Origin of the sequence: Paenibacillus jiangxiensis, from assembly GCF_046098255.1 — a bacterium.
Lineage (GTDB): Bacteria > Bacillota > Bacilli > Paenibacillales > Paenibacillaceae > Paenibacillus > Paenibacillus jiagnxiensis.
This window is the reverse complement of record NZ_JBJURI010000048.1, coordinates 15,324-33,240: the sequence shown is the minus strand read 5'-3', so window position 1 is coordinate 33,240 and position 17,917 is coordinate 15,324. Positions and strand designations below refer to the sequence as shown.

The 17,917-nt window shown below is 52.8% G+C and carries 19 protein-coding genes; 12 read left to right on the top strand and 7 right to left on the bottom strand.

What is annotated here, in order from left to right; all coding sequences use genetic code 11:
* Positions 1 to 87 precede the first annotated feature (87 nt).
* The 12 genes from ACI1P2_RS29635 to ACI1P2_RS29580 all read left to right on the top strand — a co-directional run bounded on the left by ACI1P2_RS29635 (position 88) and on the right by ACI1P2_RS29580 (position 11,733).
* Positions 88 to 741 carry a redox-sensing transcriptional repressor Rex gene (locus tag ACI1P2_RS29635; protein WP_355326826.1) on the top strand — a complete coding sequence of 218 codons (654 nt, stop codon included), beginning with the start codon at positions 88 to 90 and terminating at the stop codon, positions 739 to 741.
* Positions 728 to 2,029 carry an amidohydrolase gene (locus tag ACI1P2_RS29630; protein WP_355326832.1) on the top strand — a complete coding sequence of 434 codons (1,302 nt, stop codon included), beginning with the start codon at positions 728 to 730 and terminating at the stop codon, positions 2,027 to 2,029. The genes ACI1P2_RS29635 and ACI1P2_RS29630 overlap by 14 nt, the downstream gene beginning before the upstream one ends.
* A 31-nt stretch (positions 2,030 to 2,060) precedes the next feature.
* Positions 2,061 to 2,591 (top strand): cell wall elongation regulator TseB-like domain-containing protein, encoded by a 531-nt coding sequence (locus tag ACI1P2_RS29625; protein ID WP_355326823.1) that lies wholly within the window; start codon positions 2,061 to 2,063, stop codon positions 2,589 to 2,591.
* Between the two features lie 304 nt (positions 2,592 to 2,895).
* Entirely contained in the window at positions 2,896 to 3,429 is a 534-nt protein-coding gene (locus ACI1P2_RS29620; protein ID WP_355326820.1) for a hypothetical protein, read from the top strand.
* On the top strand, positions 3,422 to 4,924 hold the full coding sequence (locus tag ACI1P2_RS29615) for an AAA family ATPase (protein WP_355326817.1): 1,503 nt from the start codon (positions 3,422 to 3,424) through the stop codon (positions 4,922 to 4,924). Before ACI1P2_RS29620 ends, ACI1P2_RS29615 begins: the two co-directional genes overlap by 8 nt.
* A gap of 136 nt (positions 4,925 to 5,060) precedes the next feature.
* A complete protein-coding gene (locus ACI1P2_RS29610; RefSeq protein WP_355326815.1) occupies positions 5,061 to 5,933 on the top strand; it encodes a 3-hydroxyacyl-CoA dehydrogenase family protein in 873 nt (290 codons plus the stop codon).
* Positions 5,930 to 7,126: an acetate/propionate family kinase gene (locus tag ACI1P2_RS29605; RefSeq protein ID WP_355326812.1), complete on the top strand. Its 1,197-nt coding sequence runs from the start codon at positions 5,930 to 5,932 to the stop codon at positions 7,124 to 7,126. Before ACI1P2_RS29610 ends, ACI1P2_RS29605 begins: the two co-directional genes overlap by 4 nt.
* 86 nt (positions 7,127 to 7,212) lie before the next feature.
* The gene (gene asnS / locus ACI1P2_RS29600) at positions 7,213 to 8,508 is read left to right on the top strand and encodes an asparagine--tRNA ligase (protein WP_355326809.1); all 1,296 of its coding nucleotides are present in this window, start codon (positions 7,213 to 7,215) and stop codon (positions 8,506 to 8,508) included.
* Between the two features lie 3 nt (positions 8,509 to 8,511).
* Positions 8,512 to 9,216, top strand: coding sequence for a DnaD domain protein (locus tag ACI1P2_RS29595; RefSeq protein WP_355326807.1), 705 nt, complete (start codon positions 8,512 to 8,514; stop codon positions 9,214 to 9,216).
* 342 nt (positions 9,217 to 9,558) lie between these two features.
* Positions 9,559 to 10,095, top strand: a complete 537-nt coding sequence (locus ACI1P2_RS29590; RefSeq protein WP_355326804.1) for an RNA polymerase sigma factor — start codon at positions 9,559 to 9,561, stop codon at positions 10,093 to 10,095.
* Entirely contained in the window at positions 10,092 to 10,535 is a 444-nt protein-coding gene (locus tag ACI1P2_RS29585; protein ID WP_355326801.1) for a hypothetical protein, read from the top strand. Before ACI1P2_RS29590 ends, ACI1P2_RS29585 begins: the two co-directional genes overlap by 4 nt.
* A 58-nt stretch (positions 10,536 to 10,593) precedes the next feature.
* Positions 10,594 to 11,733 carry a hypothetical protein gene (locus ACI1P2_RS29580; protein ID WP_355326799.1) on the top strand — a complete coding sequence of 380 codons (1,140 nt, stop codon included), beginning with the start codon at positions 10,594 to 10,596 and terminating at the stop codon, positions 11,731 to 11,733.
* A gap of 136 nt (positions 11,734 to 11,869) precedes the next feature.
* On the opposite strand, the gene ACI1P2_RS29575 is transcribed toward ACI1P2_RS29580, so the two are convergent.
* The 7 genes from ACI1P2_RS29575 to ACI1P2_RS29545 all read right to left on the bottom strand — a co-directional run bounded on the left by ACI1P2_RS29575 (position 11,870) and on the right by ACI1P2_RS29545 (position 17,902).
* Complete coding sequence (locus ACI1P2_RS29575; RefSeq protein WP_355326796.1) at positions 11,870 to 12,505, bottom strand: FMN-dependent NADH-azoreductase; 636 nt, start codon at positions 12,503 to 12,505, stop codon at positions 11,870 to 11,872.
* A 117-nt stretch (positions 12,506 to 12,622) separates the two neighbouring features.
* Positions 12,623 to 13,006 carry a VOC family protein gene (locus ACI1P2_RS29570; RefSeq protein ID WP_355326793.1) on the bottom strand — a complete coding sequence of 128 codons (384 nt, stop codon included), beginning with the start codon at positions 13,004 to 13,006 and terminating at the stop codon, positions 12,623 to 12,625.
* Positions 13,007 to 13,228: 222 nt separating this feature from the next.
* Complete coding sequence (locus tag ACI1P2_RS29565) at positions 13,229 to 13,873, bottom strand: methylthioribulose 1-phosphate dehydratase (RefSeq protein WP_355326790.1); 645 nt, start codon at positions 13,871 to 13,873, stop codon at positions 13,229 to 13,231.
* Positions 13,874 to 14,563 carry a 2-hydroxy-3-keto-5-methylthiopentenyl-1-phosphate phosphatase gene (locus ACI1P2_RS29560; RefSeq protein WP_355326786.1) on the bottom strand — a complete coding sequence of 230 codons (690 nt, stop codon included), beginning with the start codon at positions 14,561 to 14,563 and terminating at the stop codon, positions 13,874 to 13,876.
* Positions 14,560 to 15,771, bottom strand: a complete 1,212-nt coding sequence (locus tag ACI1P2_RS29555; protein WP_355326783.1) for a 2,3-diketo-5-methylthiopentyl-1-phosphate enolase — start codon at positions 15,769 to 15,771, stop codon at positions 14,560 to 14,562. The genes ACI1P2_RS29560 and ACI1P2_RS29555 overlap by 4 nt, the downstream gene beginning before the upstream one ends.
* Positions 15,768 to 16,634 carry a pyrroline-5-carboxylate reductase gene (gene proC / locus ACI1P2_RS29550; RefSeq protein WP_355326781.1) on the bottom strand — a complete coding sequence of 289 codons (867 nt, stop codon included), beginning with the start codon at positions 16,632 to 16,634 and terminating at the stop codon, positions 15,768 to 15,770. Before proC ends, ACI1P2_RS29555 begins: the two co-directional genes overlap by 4 nt.
* Before the next feature lie 20 nt (positions 16,635 to 16,654).
* The gene (locus tag ACI1P2_RS29545; protein WP_355326779.1) at positions 16,655 to 17,902 is read right to left on the bottom strand and encodes a glutamate-5-semialdehyde dehydrogenase; all 1,248 of its coding nucleotides are present in this window, start codon (positions 17,900 to 17,902) and stop codon (positions 16,655 to 16,657) included.
* Positions 17,903 to 17,917: the final 15 nt, after the last annotated feature.

Below are 17,917 nucleotides of genomic sequence, written 5' to 3'. Positions count from 1 at the left end.
ATTTCAACTTATTCATTTTTCAAAGAGCAAAAGGAAAAGAGCAACCCCAAATCAGGAGATGCTCTTAACATACAAGGAGGATTAAGCATGAAAGCAGACAAAATATCCGAGGCCGTGGTACGCAGGCTGCCCGTCTACCTGCGCTATCTGAACGAGCTTCATAAGCGGGAGGTCACGACGGTTTCATCCCAGGAGCTCGGGCAGAAGTTGGACCTGAATCCGGCACAGATCCGTAAGGATCTGGCTTATTTCGGCGATTTCGGACGCAAGGGAATCGGCTACGATGTGGTGTATCTGATCGATAAAATACGCCATATTCTCAAAATAGACCAGCAAATCAACGTTGCGCTGGTAGGGGCCGGTAATCTCGGACAGGCGCTGTCCAATTATAACGCTTATTTAAAGGACAATATGAAAATCGTGGCGGTCTTCGACTCCTCAGCTGCCAAGATCGGACGCCAAATCAACACCTTGACCGTGCAGCCGATGGAAGAGCTGCGAGATACGGTCAGACAGCTGCACATTCGGATCGGGATTATCACCGTACCTGATTTTGAAGCCCAGCGCGTGGCTGACGAGATGATCGAGAGCGGTATTGAGGCGATTCTGAATTTCGCCCCTACCATCATCAAGGCACCTCCGCATATCCGCATTCATGCCACGGACTTTACGACAGACCTGCTGAGCCTGGCCTATTACCTGGAGAACGGAAAGGATGACAATGAAGATGACGACCAATAAATGGCTGATTAAAAATGGGGCCTTCGCGGTGAACCGTGAAGAACAAGCGGTTGTCCACGGCTACATGATTATTGAAGACAGCCGGATCACCTATATCGGAGAAGAGCTGCCCGCAGGAGAGGAAGCCACAGATGCAGTTGACGGCACAGGGCTGCTCTTTCTGCCGGGCCTTATCAACACGCACGGCCATGCCGCCATGTCGCTGCTGCGCGGTTATGGAGACGATATGGTGCTGCAGGAATGGCTGCAAACGAAGATGTGGCCGATGGAAGCCAAATTTACCGCCTCGGATGTGTACTGGGGCACGTCGCTGTCCGTGCTCGAAATGCTCAAGGGAGGCACAACGGCTTTTCTGGATATGTATGACCATATGGACGAGGTGGCCAAAGTGGTTGAGCAATCCGGCATCCGTGCCAGCCTGATGCGCGGTGCCATCGGTTTATGCTCGGAAGAGGAGCAGCGCGCCAAACTGGCGGAGGCTGTAGCCTTTGCGAAGAACTGGCACGGTCAGGCAGGCGGCCGGATCACGGCCATGATGTCACCGCATGCGCCTTACACCTGCCCGCCGGCCTTTATTGAGCAGTTCGTGCAGGCGGCCCATGATCTCAATTTGCCGCTCCACACCCATATGTCGGAAACGGCGGCCGAGGTAGAGCAGAATGTGCGTGAATACGGTCTCCGTCCCGTTGCGCATCTGGATAAGCTGGGCTTCTTCTCCCGTCCTTCCCTGGTCGCGCATGCCGTGCATTTGAATGATGAAGAGGTTGCCCTGCTCGCAGAGCGCAAGGTGGCCGTTTCCCACAATCCGGGAAGTAACCTTAAGCTGGCCAGCGGTGTAGCGAGGGTGACTGAGCTGCTTAAAGCAGGGGTAACCGTGTCGCTTGGAACGGACGGTCCGGCAAGCAACAACAATCTGGACATGTTCGAGGAAATGCGGCTGGCCGCTTTGATTCATAAGGGAGTCACGGGCGATCCGACGGCTATTCCAGCGGGTGAGGCGCTGCGCATGGCCACGGAATACGGTGCCAAATCGATTGCCCTGAAGGAAGTGGGATCGCTCTCCGCAGGCAACAAGGCCGATTTTATTGCCCTGAATATCGACCAGCCGCATTTTCTGCCCAAAACGGATCTCGTTTCCCACGCCGTGTACTCGGCCAGCGCCAAGGATGTTCTGCACGTCTGGGTGGACGGCCGTCAGGTTGTCAGGAACGGCGAATGCCTGACCATGGATGAGGAACGGATCAAGCACGAAGCGCAAGCGGCGTTCACCGGCCTGCTTTCCCGCTGATCAAACCACACCATCGGAAAGGAAGCTTGGATTGAAAAACAGAAAAACGATGATCGCCTATGGGGTGTTTATTTTCATCCTGCTGTTGATCGCCATGTATTTGTATTATTCCTTTGTTACCCAGGGGCCGAAGCAGGAGGAGAGCACGGCCATACTGAAAGCGAAACAGACAGCGGGATTGGTTGCAACGGATAAGACGTGGAAAAACGTGTGGGCTAATACCTATTGGGTGGTGGAAGGCACGGATGCCGAAAACAGAAAAATGATGGTATGGGTGCCTTTTCAATCGATAAAGGACGGGCAGGACATACCGCAGCAGGGAACCGAAGGCGTACACAGCGAGCTCCTGCAAAATGGTGTAAGCGAGGAGCAGATGCGCACAGCAATCACGTCTGCAAATCCCGACCTCGAGATTGTGCGTCTGCTGCCAGGTGTTTTTAATGAGGAATATGTCTGGCAGCTGTTCTACAAAATCAACAACAGCTATTATTATCAATTTTACAAATTTGCGGACGGAAGTCCGGTCGGCACTCCCTTTCAGCTGCCCAACACCCTGCAGTGACATAGAGCTGGAACCTGATCATGTGAGAGCAATTGCTCCGGCTGCGGCCGGAGCTTATTCATATTTGCAAAATGAATACTTATTTCGTGTTTTTTCTGTGCAAAATATCCGGTTGTATAAAATTATTACAAATTTTATAAACTGTTCAAACTTTGCCTTCGAAAAGTGATATACGATATGATATACTCAGGTTTATACTAGTGATAGACTATTAGGTTATAAGGGCTCCTTTTTACCTTACAGTTCAAAAAAAGTCCCAACGACGTTTCTGCTGATATTTCATGTTTGAGAGGAGGACGTTTTTTTGAAACTTCGTATTTTGCCTATAGCTTTAACGGTGATCATAACAGCTTCCGTGCTGTTCGGCGGATGGTTCCTGTACCGTCATATGGCGATTCAGAATCCGCTCCAGCAGGTAGTGACTAAATATCCGGGCGTCTCCAGCGCCCAAATAGCTATTAAACAGGATGAGGTCGTTTTGAAACTTGTGCTGCAGCCGGATGCCGATCTGCGCGGCCTGGTGCAGCAGGTCAAAAAGGAAGGGCAGCCCATTATCGGCAGCCGCCAGTTGAAGCTGGACATTCAGGACCGCTCCAGCGCCGAACTGGACAAGTGGTGGGCACAGGCCATGTTCCCGATCGCGGAGGCGATGGAGAATAAAAAGTACACGCAAATCCCGGCCACGCTGGAATCGCTGGAGCAGAAGGGTTCCAAGGTACAGGCCGAGACGGAAATGGACGATCAGAACGTCTATATAAGGCTGAAGGAAGGGCAAGCAAGCAAATATATTATTCTGCCGCGCGAGCCGGAAACGATGGGAGTGTGGCCCAATGCCTAGGTGGGTGAAGGAATTGCTGATCGGCATCGTGCCGGTCCTGGTGATTTTTCTTATTTATATCGGGTTTAACGTGGTGCCGCTTGTGATTGCTGCGGCCGTGCTTGGCGGACTGATGATGCTGCTGCATATGCGCGGCGGGTTGGCGGTCGGCGCAAGCCAGGAGCGCAAGCGCAAGAAGGTTGGGTCGGCCAAGCTGACCTTTGACCAGATCGGCGGCCAGGAGAGCGCCAAGCAGGAGCTGCGGGAGGCGCTTGATTTCCTGATCCGCCATGAAGAAATTTCGAAATTCGGCATTCGCCCGTTAAAGGGCATTCTGCTCACCGGCCCTCCGGGAACAGGCAAAACCCTGATGGCCAAAGCTGCAGCCCAATATACCAATTCGGTATTCGTGGCGGCTGCGGGCAGTGAGTTTGTTGAAATGTACGTAGGTGTAGGCGCGGGCAGAATTCGCGAGCTATTCCGGGACGCCAGAGCGAGAGCCGCCAAAGAGAAAAAGGAAAATGCCATTATTTTCATTGATGAAATTGATGTCATCGGCGGCAAGCGCGAAGGCGGACAGCAGCGTGAATACGATCAGACGCTGAACCAACTGCTGACCGAAATGGACGGAATCTACACATCGGATACTCCGCGCATCCTGCTGATTGCGGCCACCAACCGCAAGGAAATGCTGGACAGCGCGCTGCTGCGTCCGGGCCGGTTTGACCGCCATATCCAGGTGGATCTTCCTGACAAAAAGGGCAGAAAGCATATCCTTGAGCTGCATGCCAAGAACAAACCCTTGGCCGGGGATGTGGAACTGGATAAAATCGCTGAGGAAGCTTACGGTTTTTCCGGCGCCCAGTTGGAGAGCGTCATGAACGAGGCGGCGATTTACGCGATGCGCCAGAATCTGGATGTGGTCAGCCAGTACCATTTGTCCATGGCAATCGATAAAGTGATGATGGGCGAAAAAACAGACCGTGAATCGAATGAGGAAGAGAAGAAGAGAGTTGCCATCCACGAGCTGGGACATGCCATCATGGCCGAGATTGTCCGTCCGGGCAGCGTGAAGCAGGTAGCCCTCAGCCCGCGCGGCAAGGCGCTCGGGTATGTGCGCCATAACCCGCAGCAGGAGCACTATCTGTATACCAAGGACTTCCTTGAAGAACAGATTATGATCGCCCTTGCCGGTGCTGTGGCCGAAGAAATGTACTACGGCGGACGCAGCACCGGCTCCAGCAACGATTTCGAGCAGGCCCTGAACATTGTGGAAACGATGATGAAATCCGGCCTGACTTCCCTGGGCATCATGAACATGGAGATGGTGACCAAGGAAGAGCTGATGCGTGAAAATAAAGAGATCCTGAACGCGCTGCATGCCCGCACCAGCGAGCTGCTGGAACAGCACCGCAGCATTTTCGACAATTCTCTCGAAATTCTGTTGAAGGAAGAAACGCTGACCGGGGACCAATTCCGGTGTCAATTTCGTGAAAACAGCCTTTTGCCAGCATAATTTATGATGCTGGTATTTTTTTTTACTTTTGTTCCGTGCTAAGATATTATTATCTATTGGGTCAATAAACCTGTATTTTTCGACAGTGAAGGATACAATACATCAGAGAGACCTTGAAAGGATGGAGTCAAGAACCATGCAATTTAAAAAAATCGGCGTAATCGGCGGCGGTACGATGGGGCAGGGCATTTCCGAAATGCTAGCTTCCAAAGGCATCGACGTGCTGTTGGTGGAACAAACCCCTGCAAAACTGGGCTACGCGTACGAAATGATCGAAACCAGCCTGGACAAACAGCTGGAGAAATGGGCCATTACCCAGGCGGAGAAGAAGCTGATTCTTTCCCGTATTCACAAGGTAACCCATTTTGGTGAATTGAGCGCTTGCGATATGGTCATCGAGACCATCACCGAGGATTTGGATGCGAAGAAGGAAGTGTTCAAGCAGCTTGATCAATTTTGTCCGAGCAATATTATACTTGCAAGCAATACCTCCACTCTCAGCTTGACCGAGCTCGCCAGCTCGACCATGTATCCTGAGCGTGTTATTGGCATGCACTTTATATATCCGGTGTCCCGCATCGATCTTGTAGAAATCATCCGCGGACTGAAAACCTCAGACGAAATTTTTGAGCATACTAAATCTTTTGTGGAGAACTTCCTTGAGAAAAAAGGGATCATGGTCTATGAGTCCCCGGGTTTTGTCACAAGCCGCATTATCTGTCTGCTGATCAATGAGGCTGCGCATGTGCTGCAGGAAGGTGTAGCCTCTGCTCAGGATATTGACGACGCAATGCGGATCGGCTACAACTTCCAGCACGGGCCGCTCGAGATGGCCGACCGTTTCGGTCTGGATTCCGTGGTGGCCGCCCTTGAGCGCATGTTCCGCGAATTCGGCGAATTGAAATACCGTCCGTCCATCGTCCTGAAGAAAATGGTGCGTGCCGGCAATCTGGGTGTGAAAACAGGCGAAGGTTTCTTCAAGTACGACAAGGATGGTGACCGTGTATGAAAATTCTAGTAATCAACGCAGGCAGCTCTTCGCTGAAATACCAGCTGTATGATATGACGGATGAGTCCGTGCTGGCCAAAGGGCTTGTGGAACGGATCGGTATGGATTCATCCATCCTGACGCACAAACCGACCAATAAAAACGAAATGACGGAAGTCAGCGAAATTCTGGAGCATACCACGGCGATCCGCAAAGTGTTGAACGCTCTGACGGATAAGGAGCATGGGGTCATTGACAGCATCGATGAAATCGATGCGGTCGGCCATCGTGTCGTGCATGGTGGCGAGTCCTTTAAGGAATCCGCTGTCGTAACCGAGGAAGCGAAGAAGGAAATTCGCCGTCTGTTCGACCTCGCTCCGCTGCATAATCCTCCTTCAATGATGGGCATCAAGGCTGCGGAAGTGAATATGCCGAACGTTCCGCAGGTGGTCGTATTCGATACGGCCTTCCATCAAACAATGCCGGAGAAGGCGTACATGTACGCCATCCCAAGAGTGCTGTACAACAAATATAAAGTGCGCCGTTACGGCGCGCATGGCACATCCCATGATTTTGTCAGCAAGGAGGCTGCGAAATTCCTGGGCCGTCCGCTGGACGATCTGAAGATCATTACGTGCCATATCGGCAACGGCGCCAGTATTACAGCTATAAAAGGCGGAGTTTCTGTCGATACGTCCATGGGGATGACTCCGTTGGAAGGTCTGATGATGGGCACGCGCAGCGGCGACCTGGACCCTGCCATCGTTCCTTACGTGATGAACAAGGAGGAACTGACGGTCAACGAAGTGAACTCGATGCTTAACAAGCACAGCGGGCTGCTGGCCATTTCCGGCGTCAGCAGCGATATGCGTGAAATTACGGACGGCATGGAGAAAGGGGACGCCAACTCCAAGCTAGCGTTCGATATGTATACTTATCGTGTCCGCAAATATATCGGTTCTTATGCGGCGGCCATGAACGGCGTTGACGTCATCGTGTTCACGGCCGGTGTCGGCGAGAACTCGGTTGTGCTTCGCCAGAAAGTACTGGAGGAGCTGACCTACCTGGGCGTGGAAATCGACGAGTCGCTGAATGCCATTCGTTCAGGCGATCCGCGCCGCATTTCCACAGAGCAGTCCAAGGTGGCGGTTCTGGTCGTTCCGACGAACGAAGAACTGGTGATTGCCCGCGACACCTTCCGCCTTGTACAATAGAAGCAGATATTAATTAGTAAGCCTTGATCAAACAGCCTGTCCCGGGGGGAGGGCTGTTTGATTTCGGTTGCAGAGGAGAGATATATGTGGCTATAAAATGCACGATTTCCGAGGCCGGACGCCATGCCGAACAGACGGTGACCATCGGCGCCTGGGTCCATAATAAGCGTTCCAGCGGTAAAATACAGTTTCTGCAGCTGCGCGACGGAAGCGGCTACATCCAAGGGGTTGTCGTGAAGAGCGAAGTTCCGGAGCAGGTATGGAATGATGCAAAGAGCCTGACCCAGGAAAGCTCCCTGTATGTGACAGGCGTGGTCCGCGAAGAACCGCGCAGCCAGTCCGGCTATGAGCTGACGGTAACAGGCATTGAAATCATCCATCTGACAGAAAACTATCCGATCACGCCGAAGGAGCATGGCATCGATTTTCTGATGGATCATCGCCACCTGTGGCTGCGCGCTCCGAAGCAGCGCGCGATTCTGCTGATCCGTGCGCAAATTATCCGCGCGGTGCAGCAGTTCTTTGACAGCAACGGCTTCACCAAGGTGGATCCGCCGATCCTGACGCCGTCCTCCGCCGAAGGTACGACGGAGCTGTTCCATATTAAGTATTTTGACGAGGACGCGTTCCTGACACAAAGTGGTCAGCTCTACATGGAAGCCGCCGCCATGGCGCTGGGCAAGGTGTACTCCTTCGGTCCAACCTTCAGAGCCGAGAAATCCAAGACCCGCCGCCATCTGATTGAATTCTGGATGATTGAGCCGGAAATGGCTTTTGTGGACCTGGAAGAGAGTCTGCGCATCCAGGAGCAGTTTGTAAGTTATGTAATTCAATCCGTACTGGAGAACTGCCGCAAGGAGCTGGAGACGATCGGAAGAGACATTTCCAAGCTGGAGAACATCACAGGCGAGTTCCCGCGCATCACTTATGATGAAGCCATCGAATTTCTGCAAGGCCAGGGCTTCGATATTCCGTGGGGTGAGGATTTCGGGGCACCGCATGAAACGGCCATTGCGGAAAGATATGACAAGCCGGTATTTATCACCCACTACCCGGCCAGCATCAAGGCATTCTATATGAAGCCTGACCCTAACCGTCCTGAGGTAGTGCTGTGCGCGGATATGATCGCGCCGGAAGGATACGGGGAAATTATCGGCGGCTCGCAGCGGATTGATGATCCGGAATTGATGGAACAGCGTTTTGCCGAGCATAATCTGGCCAAAGAAGCTTATCAGTGGTACATGGATCTGCGCACCTACGGTACGGTTCCCCATTCCGGCTTCGGCCTAGGCCTGGAACGCACCGTCGCCTGGATTTGCGGTCTGGATCATGTGCGCGAGACGATTCCGTTCCCACGCATGCTGTACCGCCTCTACCCTTAACCGATGAACAATCAGTTCCGTAATGAGGCGGGGCAATGGACGGAAGGGGCTGCCTTCGCGCTGGAAGCCAGTGTTGTGCAAATCCCCTACGTCCTGCTGCGGTATTACCGCAATCTGCAATTGTCGGATGCGGAAGTTATGCTGCTTATCCAGCTGTTGGCGTTCAGGCAGGGGGAGCATAATGAATTTCCGACATTGGACCAGCTAAGGGACCGGATGGGCCTGACTGCGGAAGCGCTGGGCAAAATGCTGCAAAAGCTGATGCAGGAAGGCTGGATCAGCATTGAATCCGGCTCCTACGAGCAGTCGGACGTGCAGTATGAGCGTTACCAGTTCACAGGCCTTTACCGCAAGCTGGCGGAACATTTGGCTGCTGAGCGGCGTCCGGCCGTTGGCACAGAGCTGGAAGAGGATTTGTTTTCCTCGGATTATGATCCGGAGGGCAAGCGAAACCTGTTTACCATCTTTGAGCGGGAATTCGGCAGACCGCTGTCTCCCATGGAGTTTGAAACGATCTCAGGCTGGGTGGATCAGGACAAGTATCCCGAGGACCTGATTCTGATGGCCTTGAAGGAATCTGTATTTGCAGGCAAGGTCCATTTCCGCTACATCGATCGTATTCTGCTGGAATGGAGCCGCAACCGGGTGAGGAGTGCGGAGGACGTGAAGGTTTATACGCAAAAATTCCGCACAGGTGGACGGTCATGAGACGCTCCGTGCACCCCCCTTATTAATGCCAAGAAAGCAATCGCCGATCTGCTGCGATTTCTGATAAGGAAAAAGGTCGAGAACAGAAGTAGGTTTCCCCTGTTCTCGACCTTTTGATCTTCATTATATGAAATGTTAGCTGCCCATGGATCAAACTTATAGTAAACTAGAAATATGTCGAAAAACAAAAAGCAGTGGGATTTCAGAGCTGAAATCTGCTGCTTTTATGCTTTTGCGGGCACGGATAACGGAATTTAAAAAACTTTTTTTAAAAATGCAGGGGGAGCTGCAGGCTGCTGCGTCTATTGGTATGGGAAGGAGGAGACAGTCATTGAAACGGACATGTTAATCGCACGGATCCGGCGCGGGGAACAGAGCGCTTTTCGCGATCTGGTGGACCAGTACAGCAGGCATGTATATCAGACGGCCTATTCGGTTCTTCAGGATGCGAAGGAAGCGGAGGATGTCTCCCAGGAAACGTTCGTACAGGTGTACACTTCTCTTTCCCAGTACCGCAATGAGGGCTTTAAGTCATGGCTTACCCAAATAGCGTTTCGTAAAGCCATCGATGCCAAACGAAGGCGCAGCCGCAGAACGGCCGATATGACCGTGGCGGATGAGGCTCTGCTAGTCCTTCCTTCCCGGGAAGAGGATATACTGGGCAGACTGATCCGGCAGGAGAGACGCAAGGAACTGGCGGACAAGATCGAATCGCTGCCCGAGCAGCACAGGGAAATTGTTACCGCCTTTTACTTGCAGGGCAAAAGCTACGAGCAGATGGCAGAAGAGATGCAGGTTGCTTTAAAAACGGTCGAATCCCGATTGTACAGGGCTAGGCAGTGGATTCGGCGCAACTGGAATGAGGAGGAATGGCGATGAGTAGCGGCAGCGGCATATCAGCACAGGACATAAGGACTTATATTCATGGCGGCTGCACCGCAGAGCAGGCAGATTACATAGAACAGCTGCTGCTAGAGGATGAAGCCATTTTTGCGGAGTACATGAAAGAGCTTGAGCGGCTGCAGGATCGTCTGCCACAGCTGGACAATCCGGTCTCGTTTGCCGAGCGGGTCATGGCCAGTCTGCCGGTCGGCAATAACACAGCAGCGTCCGGCAAAAAGGCTGGGCAGCGCTGGTATGAGCACACCTTTTTCCATTACGCGCTGGCCGCAAGCATTACACTCCTGATTCTGTTTTCGGGTGCTTTCGACAAGCTGACCGCTGAGCGGTCGCTGCTGCTGGACCAAGGCTCAACTCCTTCGTACAGCGATGAGGCGATGAAAGCGGCCACCGGCTGGCTGGACAGGTTGAAACAGTGACGAACCGCACGGCTTCAGACCTTGGATTTGAATGATAATACAGAAAGGATGAACAAATATGCCGGATCCTCAGCGGAGCAGGCTGCTGGCGCTGCTTTTGAATATGGTGCCTGGTCTCGGGTTCTTTTATTGGAATAGGAAATTTGCTGGATTTTTATATATGCTTATGTTTTTTGGCGGTATACTAGGTGGAGCGATTCTGGGCGCCATCATCGGCGATGAGGATTTCTTTTTGTTGATGACGTTTTTGGGGGCGGTGGCAGTATGGGGCATCAGCATGCTGCATCTCCTGCTCAGGCTGCTCAGCAGTCAGAATGCTTATTATCCGCCTGCGGGTTACCCCTATGCTCCTCCCGGGGAAGGCGGCGGAGCAGCTTACCCGGGAGCATTCCCGGATTATGAGCAGCATATTCCGCAACCGGTATACAGGAAGAGTGAAAAGCTCAATACAATTCTGCTTTCGTTCATACCGGGATTGGGCCATTTATACATGGGCCTGATGCAGCGGGGGCTATCGTTTCTGCTCACCTTTTTCGGCATTGGTGTTGTGACTTTCTTTGCCGCTGTTATCACGGGTGCAGGGAGCTTTCTTGTCTTTCTCGGCATTCTGCCTGTCATCTGGCTTTACTGTGTTTTTGACGCTCTCCGGTACATTGAGTACAAGCAGGCGGGAAACATACTGAGCGACCGCACCCTGTTCGAGGAGTTTGAGCTCGGAAGAGCCGGCGGCCGGCGCAGCAAGGTGCTGGCCATGATCCTATCTGCCTTTCCGGGGGCGGGGCAAATGTATCTCGGACTGCAAAAGCGCGGGTTGCAGCTCATGTTATTGTTTGTCGGAGGAATTTATATCCTTGATGTCCTTAGGCTGAGCGTGTTTTTGTTCCTGATTCCCGTGATCTGGTTCTACAGCTTTTTTGACGGACTGCAGCAGGCAAGCCGCTATGAGCGGGAGCCGCTGGAGGATAGGCCGATTCTGGATATGTTTGCACAGCACCAGAAGCTGCTCGGTCTGATATTGCTTTGCATGGGTCTGTACTTTGTAATGATGAACATGGTTGTGCCGTTTATTGATGTGCGTTTTCCGGACCTGCGCCTGCAGGAGCGGATCGATACTCATCTGCGTACGGTGATCGTTTCCGTCGTGCTGATCGGAGGAGGAACAAAGCTGCTCATGGGCAGCAGGAAGAGTGCAAGCTGAAATAGACATCGCATCGTCAGCAGGGCTGAACGGTAATGCTTTTGCCAAGCTTGGAGAAGCTTAAACCTGGAACGTCATGCAGGTAAAACCGCTCAACAACCTATCGTTGAGCGGTTTTTTTAAAATATTAAGTGCCTTAAAATGTGGAAGCCAGCTTTTTCGCCCGCTCGATCGCTTCCTCTTTGATGGCCTGTGCCCGGTCTGGCTGGGCGTTCATGCCTTCCACGAACAGCGCCTCGAACGAAGGGATGCCGAAGAAACCGCTTATAATTCGCAAATAGCGGCTGCCGGATTCCATTTCCTTGGCAGGCCCTTCGGAATAAACGCCGCCGTTGGCTTGAATATGCAGCATTTTTTTATCTGTCAGCAGCCCAACCGGTCCTTCAGAGGTGTACCGGAACGTTTTGCCTGCAACACAGACAGCATCCGTATAAGCCTTCAAAATGGGAGGAAACGAAAAGTTCCACATCGGGTTCACAATGACATATTTGTCGGCACTGACGAACTGATCGACGATTTCGCCAAGCCGTTTCACCTTGGTTTGTTCATCATTGGTCAACTGATCAAACGCTGTGCCTGCCGCCAGCTTCCCCCAGCCGCTGAACACATCGGCATCAATATGGGGCACATGGATTTTGTATAAATCCAGATGCTCAACCCGGTCCTGCGGATGGGCTTCCTGATAGGCTGTACGAAAAGCTTCTCCGACCGCCATACTGTAGGAGTTATGATGATCATGCGGGTGGGCCGTAATGTATAGAACCGTTGCCAATTCAATTCGCTCCCTTGCTTCATTTTTGCTTTCCCTGCTAGTGTGAACCATGTATGGTTTTTTTATGATAACCATATCCTAAAAATAGGACAGGGCTAACATAAAATTGTTTAATTATTACCTCTGGATAATTTGAATAAGGTTGCCGCAAGTATCATCGAAGATAGCCATTGTAAAATCGCCCATTTTTGTCGGCTCCATCGTAAACCTCACGCCATTATCCAATAATCTTTTGTATTCATTATGAATATCTGCAACGCCAAACATTGTTGCGGGGATGCCATCGGCAACTAACTTCTTTTGATACTCTTTGGCGGCAGGATGGTCATTCGGTTCGAGCAAAAGCTCGGTACCGTCTGGATCATTGGGAGAAACAAGCGTTATCCACCTGAATTCTCCGACGGGAATGTCATGCTTTTTTACAAATCCCAGCGTTTCTGTGTAAAACTCCAATGCCTTGTCTTGATCCTGAACGAATAAACTGGTAACAATGATTTTCATACTGTTTTTGCCTCCTTTGATAATTTGCGATGTTGGTGCTCTGCTAACAATCTGGCTCCAATCTGAAAAAAACATACATTCGTTAGAAGGTCTTTAAATATAATAACATTTGTATCGCTGACGACCATTGTATTTACCGGCTATATATCAACAATAACGTTCAACAGTGCCTGAAAATAAAAAAATGGCGCTCCCAAGCAGCAGGGAACACCAATAATAGGACTATTTTTGCAGCAGCAGCGATCTGTAGACCGTCTCGAATAAAAATTCAAAGGCCTCCAAATGCTTTTTCGCTTCAAACGCGTCGCGGCCCCAGGCATAAATGCCGTGATTGCGCAGCAGAATGCCGGGAACCTTCTCATCCAATACACCGGGCACCAGCTTGGCGATGGCAGAGATATCCGCATAGTTGGGCAGCACAGGAACGGAAACCGCCGCATTTTCCTCCCAAATGTTAAAAGCCTTGATCAGCTCAATGCCCTGCAGCGGTACTGCGCCCTGTTCTCCGTAATATTCGGAAATCAGGTTGTTAAACACGGTATGTACGTGGAAAACAGCGCCACAGCCTGTCAGGCGGTAAATTTCGCAGTGAATCAGCGTCTCCGCGCTCGGTTTGAGACCGGTGGTCTCTGCCGGGCGCCCTTCCTGGTCCACGATCAGAAAATCCTCCGGGGTCCGTTTGGTTTTGTCCTTACCGCTGGCCGTAATGGCAAAGTGGAACCGGTCGCCATCGATGTCCCCTACACGCATGGACAGATTGCCGCTTGTGCCCGGAAACCAATTGCGGGCGGCGAACAGCTCCTTCACGTCCGCCAGTTCCTCAAGCACGCGCCGTTTTTCCTCGGCAGGGATATTGACTAAGCTCACTTACAGCACTCCTTTCTGCTGTTTTAATTTCAAATCGGCGACGATATCGTCAAACGTCTCAAACGGAACATGGGGCACGTCCAACTCCACGCATTTGGCGGTCAGAATAGAGCGGGAGTAGACGAGATCGGCAATTTTCGCCCCTTCAAAATCGGTCAGGCTGTCCCCGATCAGGATCCGGTGCCAGCGGTCTGCGGGAAAACGCCGCATGACGGTAGTTTTGCACATGCCGCAGCCATTCTTGAACGTGTTGCTGCACTGGTTGTCGCAAGGATGGGGCCAGGTGATGTGGATATGATCTCCGGAAAAATCGGCACCGTTGCAAAACATATGATCATGCGGGATGCCGAAAGGCTCCAGCAGCGGATCGATAAAAAAGTCCATGCCTCCGCTGGTAACAAAAAATTCGATCTCCTGCTCTCGCAAATAGTCCTGGAAGCGTCCAAAGCCTTCCCGGATGCCGGCTTGTCCGAGCACGAACCGCACAATCTCCTCCTTCCGGGATGAAGGGAGAAGAGCGAACATCGCGCCGACACCTTCACGGATAGAAATCCGCTGCAGAACGATATCGTCCATAATCCGTTCATAACCAGGCGGGCGGAAATGCTTCATAATGGCGACAATATTGTCGCTCACAGTGATTGTGCCGTCAAAATCACAAAAGATGACGGGCTTTTTCGCTGTTGTCATCGTTCTCCTCCCCATAATTGCAAAGCAGACTGCAGTTCAGGATGGGAGGCAGCATATTCGGCGAGCGGAATGTTTTGTCCCGCAGCTTCAATCGCCTGCATGAAAGCGCGGCCGCCGGCTTCCGTACCCATCGGATGGCCGTGGATGCCACCGCCGGCGTTGATCACGACATCCTGGCCGAAATCACGTAAAATTAAAGGCACAAGCCCTGGATGAATCCCTGCCGAAGGTACGGGAAGACTCGTTTTCATAGGCAAATCCGTACGAAGCAGCTCGTCCCGAATGGCCATGTTCTCTTCGCGCGGCATCGTAACCGACCCGTATGGGGAAGGGAAGAGCACCAGATCCGCCCCGGCCAGACGCATGAGCTGCCCGAGCAGCACGGATGCCGAAATGCCATAATAAGGGGACGGGTAAAAGGCACCCGCGAGCGCCGGGTGTGCTGCAATGGGCACGTTGATGTCCGGGTCGGAGCTGAGCTCATGCAGGACATCGTAGCCGTAAGCCAGCACATTGAACAGAAGCGCATTTGCCCCGGCCTGCACCGCTTTGATCGCCTGGCTCCTAAGCTGGGATGTAGGTCCTGTCAGGTTGGCGGCGTAAAGCAGCTTTCTTCCCGTCTCGCGGCCGGCTTCCTCAGCTGCTTTGAGACAAGCCTCAACACGCTTTTCGATCGGGGTCAGCTCGTTCTCGAACAGGATTTCGTCATCCTTGATCAGATCGACACCGCCCAGCGCCTGCTTTACAAATTGCTCTTTCAGCTCCTCCAGGTTCAATCCGATGACGGATTTGAAGATGCTCATGAACAGGGGGCGGTCGTGCACATCCAGCAGGTCACGTACTCCCTGAATGCCGAAGCGCGGGCCAGGGAAGGCGGACATAAAGCGCTCCGAGAAATCGAGCTTTGTCAGCTTGATGCGACCGTCCATCGATATTTTGCCAAATACCGTAACGAGCAGTGCCGGAATGTCCGCACTGAAATTGATATCAGGATAAGCAATGGTCAGATCAGCATAGCGCTGTCCCGGACCATGGTCCGCCACTTCTACATTGATGACTTGACCCAAATGCTTTTGCATGGCTTCACGCTTCGTCTGCGGCAGCTCCGTCCAACTTCCGACGGTCATACCTACCGCGATCGACTCGGCTTTTTTCTTAAAATCCGCTTTGTCGTCATATACACGGTAGGTTGCCTGGCAATAGCTCATTCAATTCCCTCCTTTAACGCATCTCCCATCTCACGGGAACGTTCGGCGCAGCGGTTGACGGCACTGATGACTGTTTCAAAAAAGTCGCCTTCATCCAGCTTTTGCAGAGCGGCAACTGTGGAACCGTTAGGCGACATGATTTTTGCGCGCAGTGCGGATGGCTCTTCTTTAGTCAACTGTACCATTCGGGCAGCTCCGAGCACGGTTTGTACCGTCAGCTCTCGGCACTGCTCTGCTGTCAGTCCCCCGCGGATCCCGGCGGCCATCATGGCTTCCATCAAGTAATAGACATAAGCAGGGCCGCTGCCTGAAATGCCTGTGAGGATTTCCATTTTTTCCTCCTCAATGACAGTGACGGTGCCGACGGATTCGAACATTTGCAGCACGCTGGCGTGCTGCTCAGGGGAGATCTCCTTGGAAAAGGTGATGCCGGTGGCCCCAAGCCCGATTGAGCTGGAGGTGTTCGGCATCGTACGGGCAATCGGCTGCTTGCGGCCCAGCAGCTGCTGCATGGTACGAATGGACAGTCCGGCGATCACGGAGATGAGCAGCTGATCTTCAGACAGCAGAGGGGCCAAAGCTTTCAACGCTGCGCCTGCATCCTTCGGCTTCATGGCAAGCACGATGATCGGCGCCCGGCGCAGCAGCTCTTCCTTGGCAGCATCATCATTCTGTGTCAATACACCGTAACGTGTCTTGAGCTCCAGCAGTCTTGCCGCATTGCTGCGGTTGATTACGGTAATCCCCGCAGGACGCACCACCTGGCGGGCGATCATACCCTTGATCAGGGATTCGGCAAGCGAGCCTGCACCCGAGAAAACGATTTGCTGTGAAATTAAGGTTTTTGGTGTAGATTCACACATAGCTTAATGATACCTCCTGATTATTCGCGGATTTGTCCGCCGCCGCGGACGATATATTTAACAGATGTAAGGGCAGGCAGACCCATCGGTCCGCGTGCATGCAGCTTCTGCGTGCTGATGCCGATCTCCGCCCCGAAGCCGAATTCGAAGCCATCGGTAAAGCGGGTGGAAGCATTGTGATAAACCGCCGCCGCATCAACCTCCTGCAGAAAACGCGCGGCATTCGCCTCATTTTCGGTAATAATGCATTCGGAATGCATCGTACCGAAGCGGGCAATATGCCCCAGAGCTTCATCCAGACTGGCTACAACCTTCACGTTCAGGATGTAGTCATTATACTCGGTGGCATAGTCTTCATCAGTGGCCTGCAAAGCAAATGGCACCAGTTCCCGCGTTCTGTCGCATCCGCGCAGCTCCACACCCGCTTCCCGGAAGCGTTCTGCCAACCGGGCCAGATGGTCCGCTGCAAAATTCTCGTGAACAAGCAGCGTCTCCATCGAGTTGCAGACAGAGGGGCGCTGCACCTTGGCGTTGAGCGTTATCCGTTCCGCCATCGCCGGATCAGCCGAAGCGTCCAGATACGTATGGCACACTCCAGCGCCGGTCTCAATCACGGGCACGGTGGCATTTTGCACTACATTTTGGATCAAGGATCTGCCCCCTCGCGGAATAATGACGTCGATCAGTCCGTTCAGCTTCAGCATTTCGTCAACAGAAGCTCTGTCCGCATCCTCAATAACCTGCAGCGCATCCCGCGGAATGGCTGTAGCGTCGAGCGCTTCATGCAGTATTTCCGCCAGCTTGCGGTTGGAGGACAGGGCGGCTGAGCCGCCGCGCAGCACGACCGGGTTGCCAGTCTTCAGACACAGCCCGGCCGCATCCACCGTTACATTGGGGCGGGCCTCATAGATGATGCCGATCACGCCGAGCGGTACCCGGATCTTTTCAATATGAAGACCGTTCGGTCTGTCCAGAACCTCCAGCGTATCGCCGACCGGATCGGACAGGCTGGCAATTTGCCGCAAACCTTCAGCGATGCCTTCAATCCGTGTTTCCGTCAGCTTGAGCCGGTCGAGCAGCGACTCCGAGGTCCCGTTTGCGAGGCCGCGCCGCAGATCGTCTTCATTCGCCGTAATCAGCTCCTGCCGGCGCTGTACAAGCGCTTCGGCCATGGTCAGCAGCGCCTCGTTCTTTTGCTGTGTGCTGAGCTTGTTTAACGCCCCGGCTGTCGCTCTTGCCAGTGACGCTTTATCCTTTACTTCACTCATTTCCGTTCAACCTCC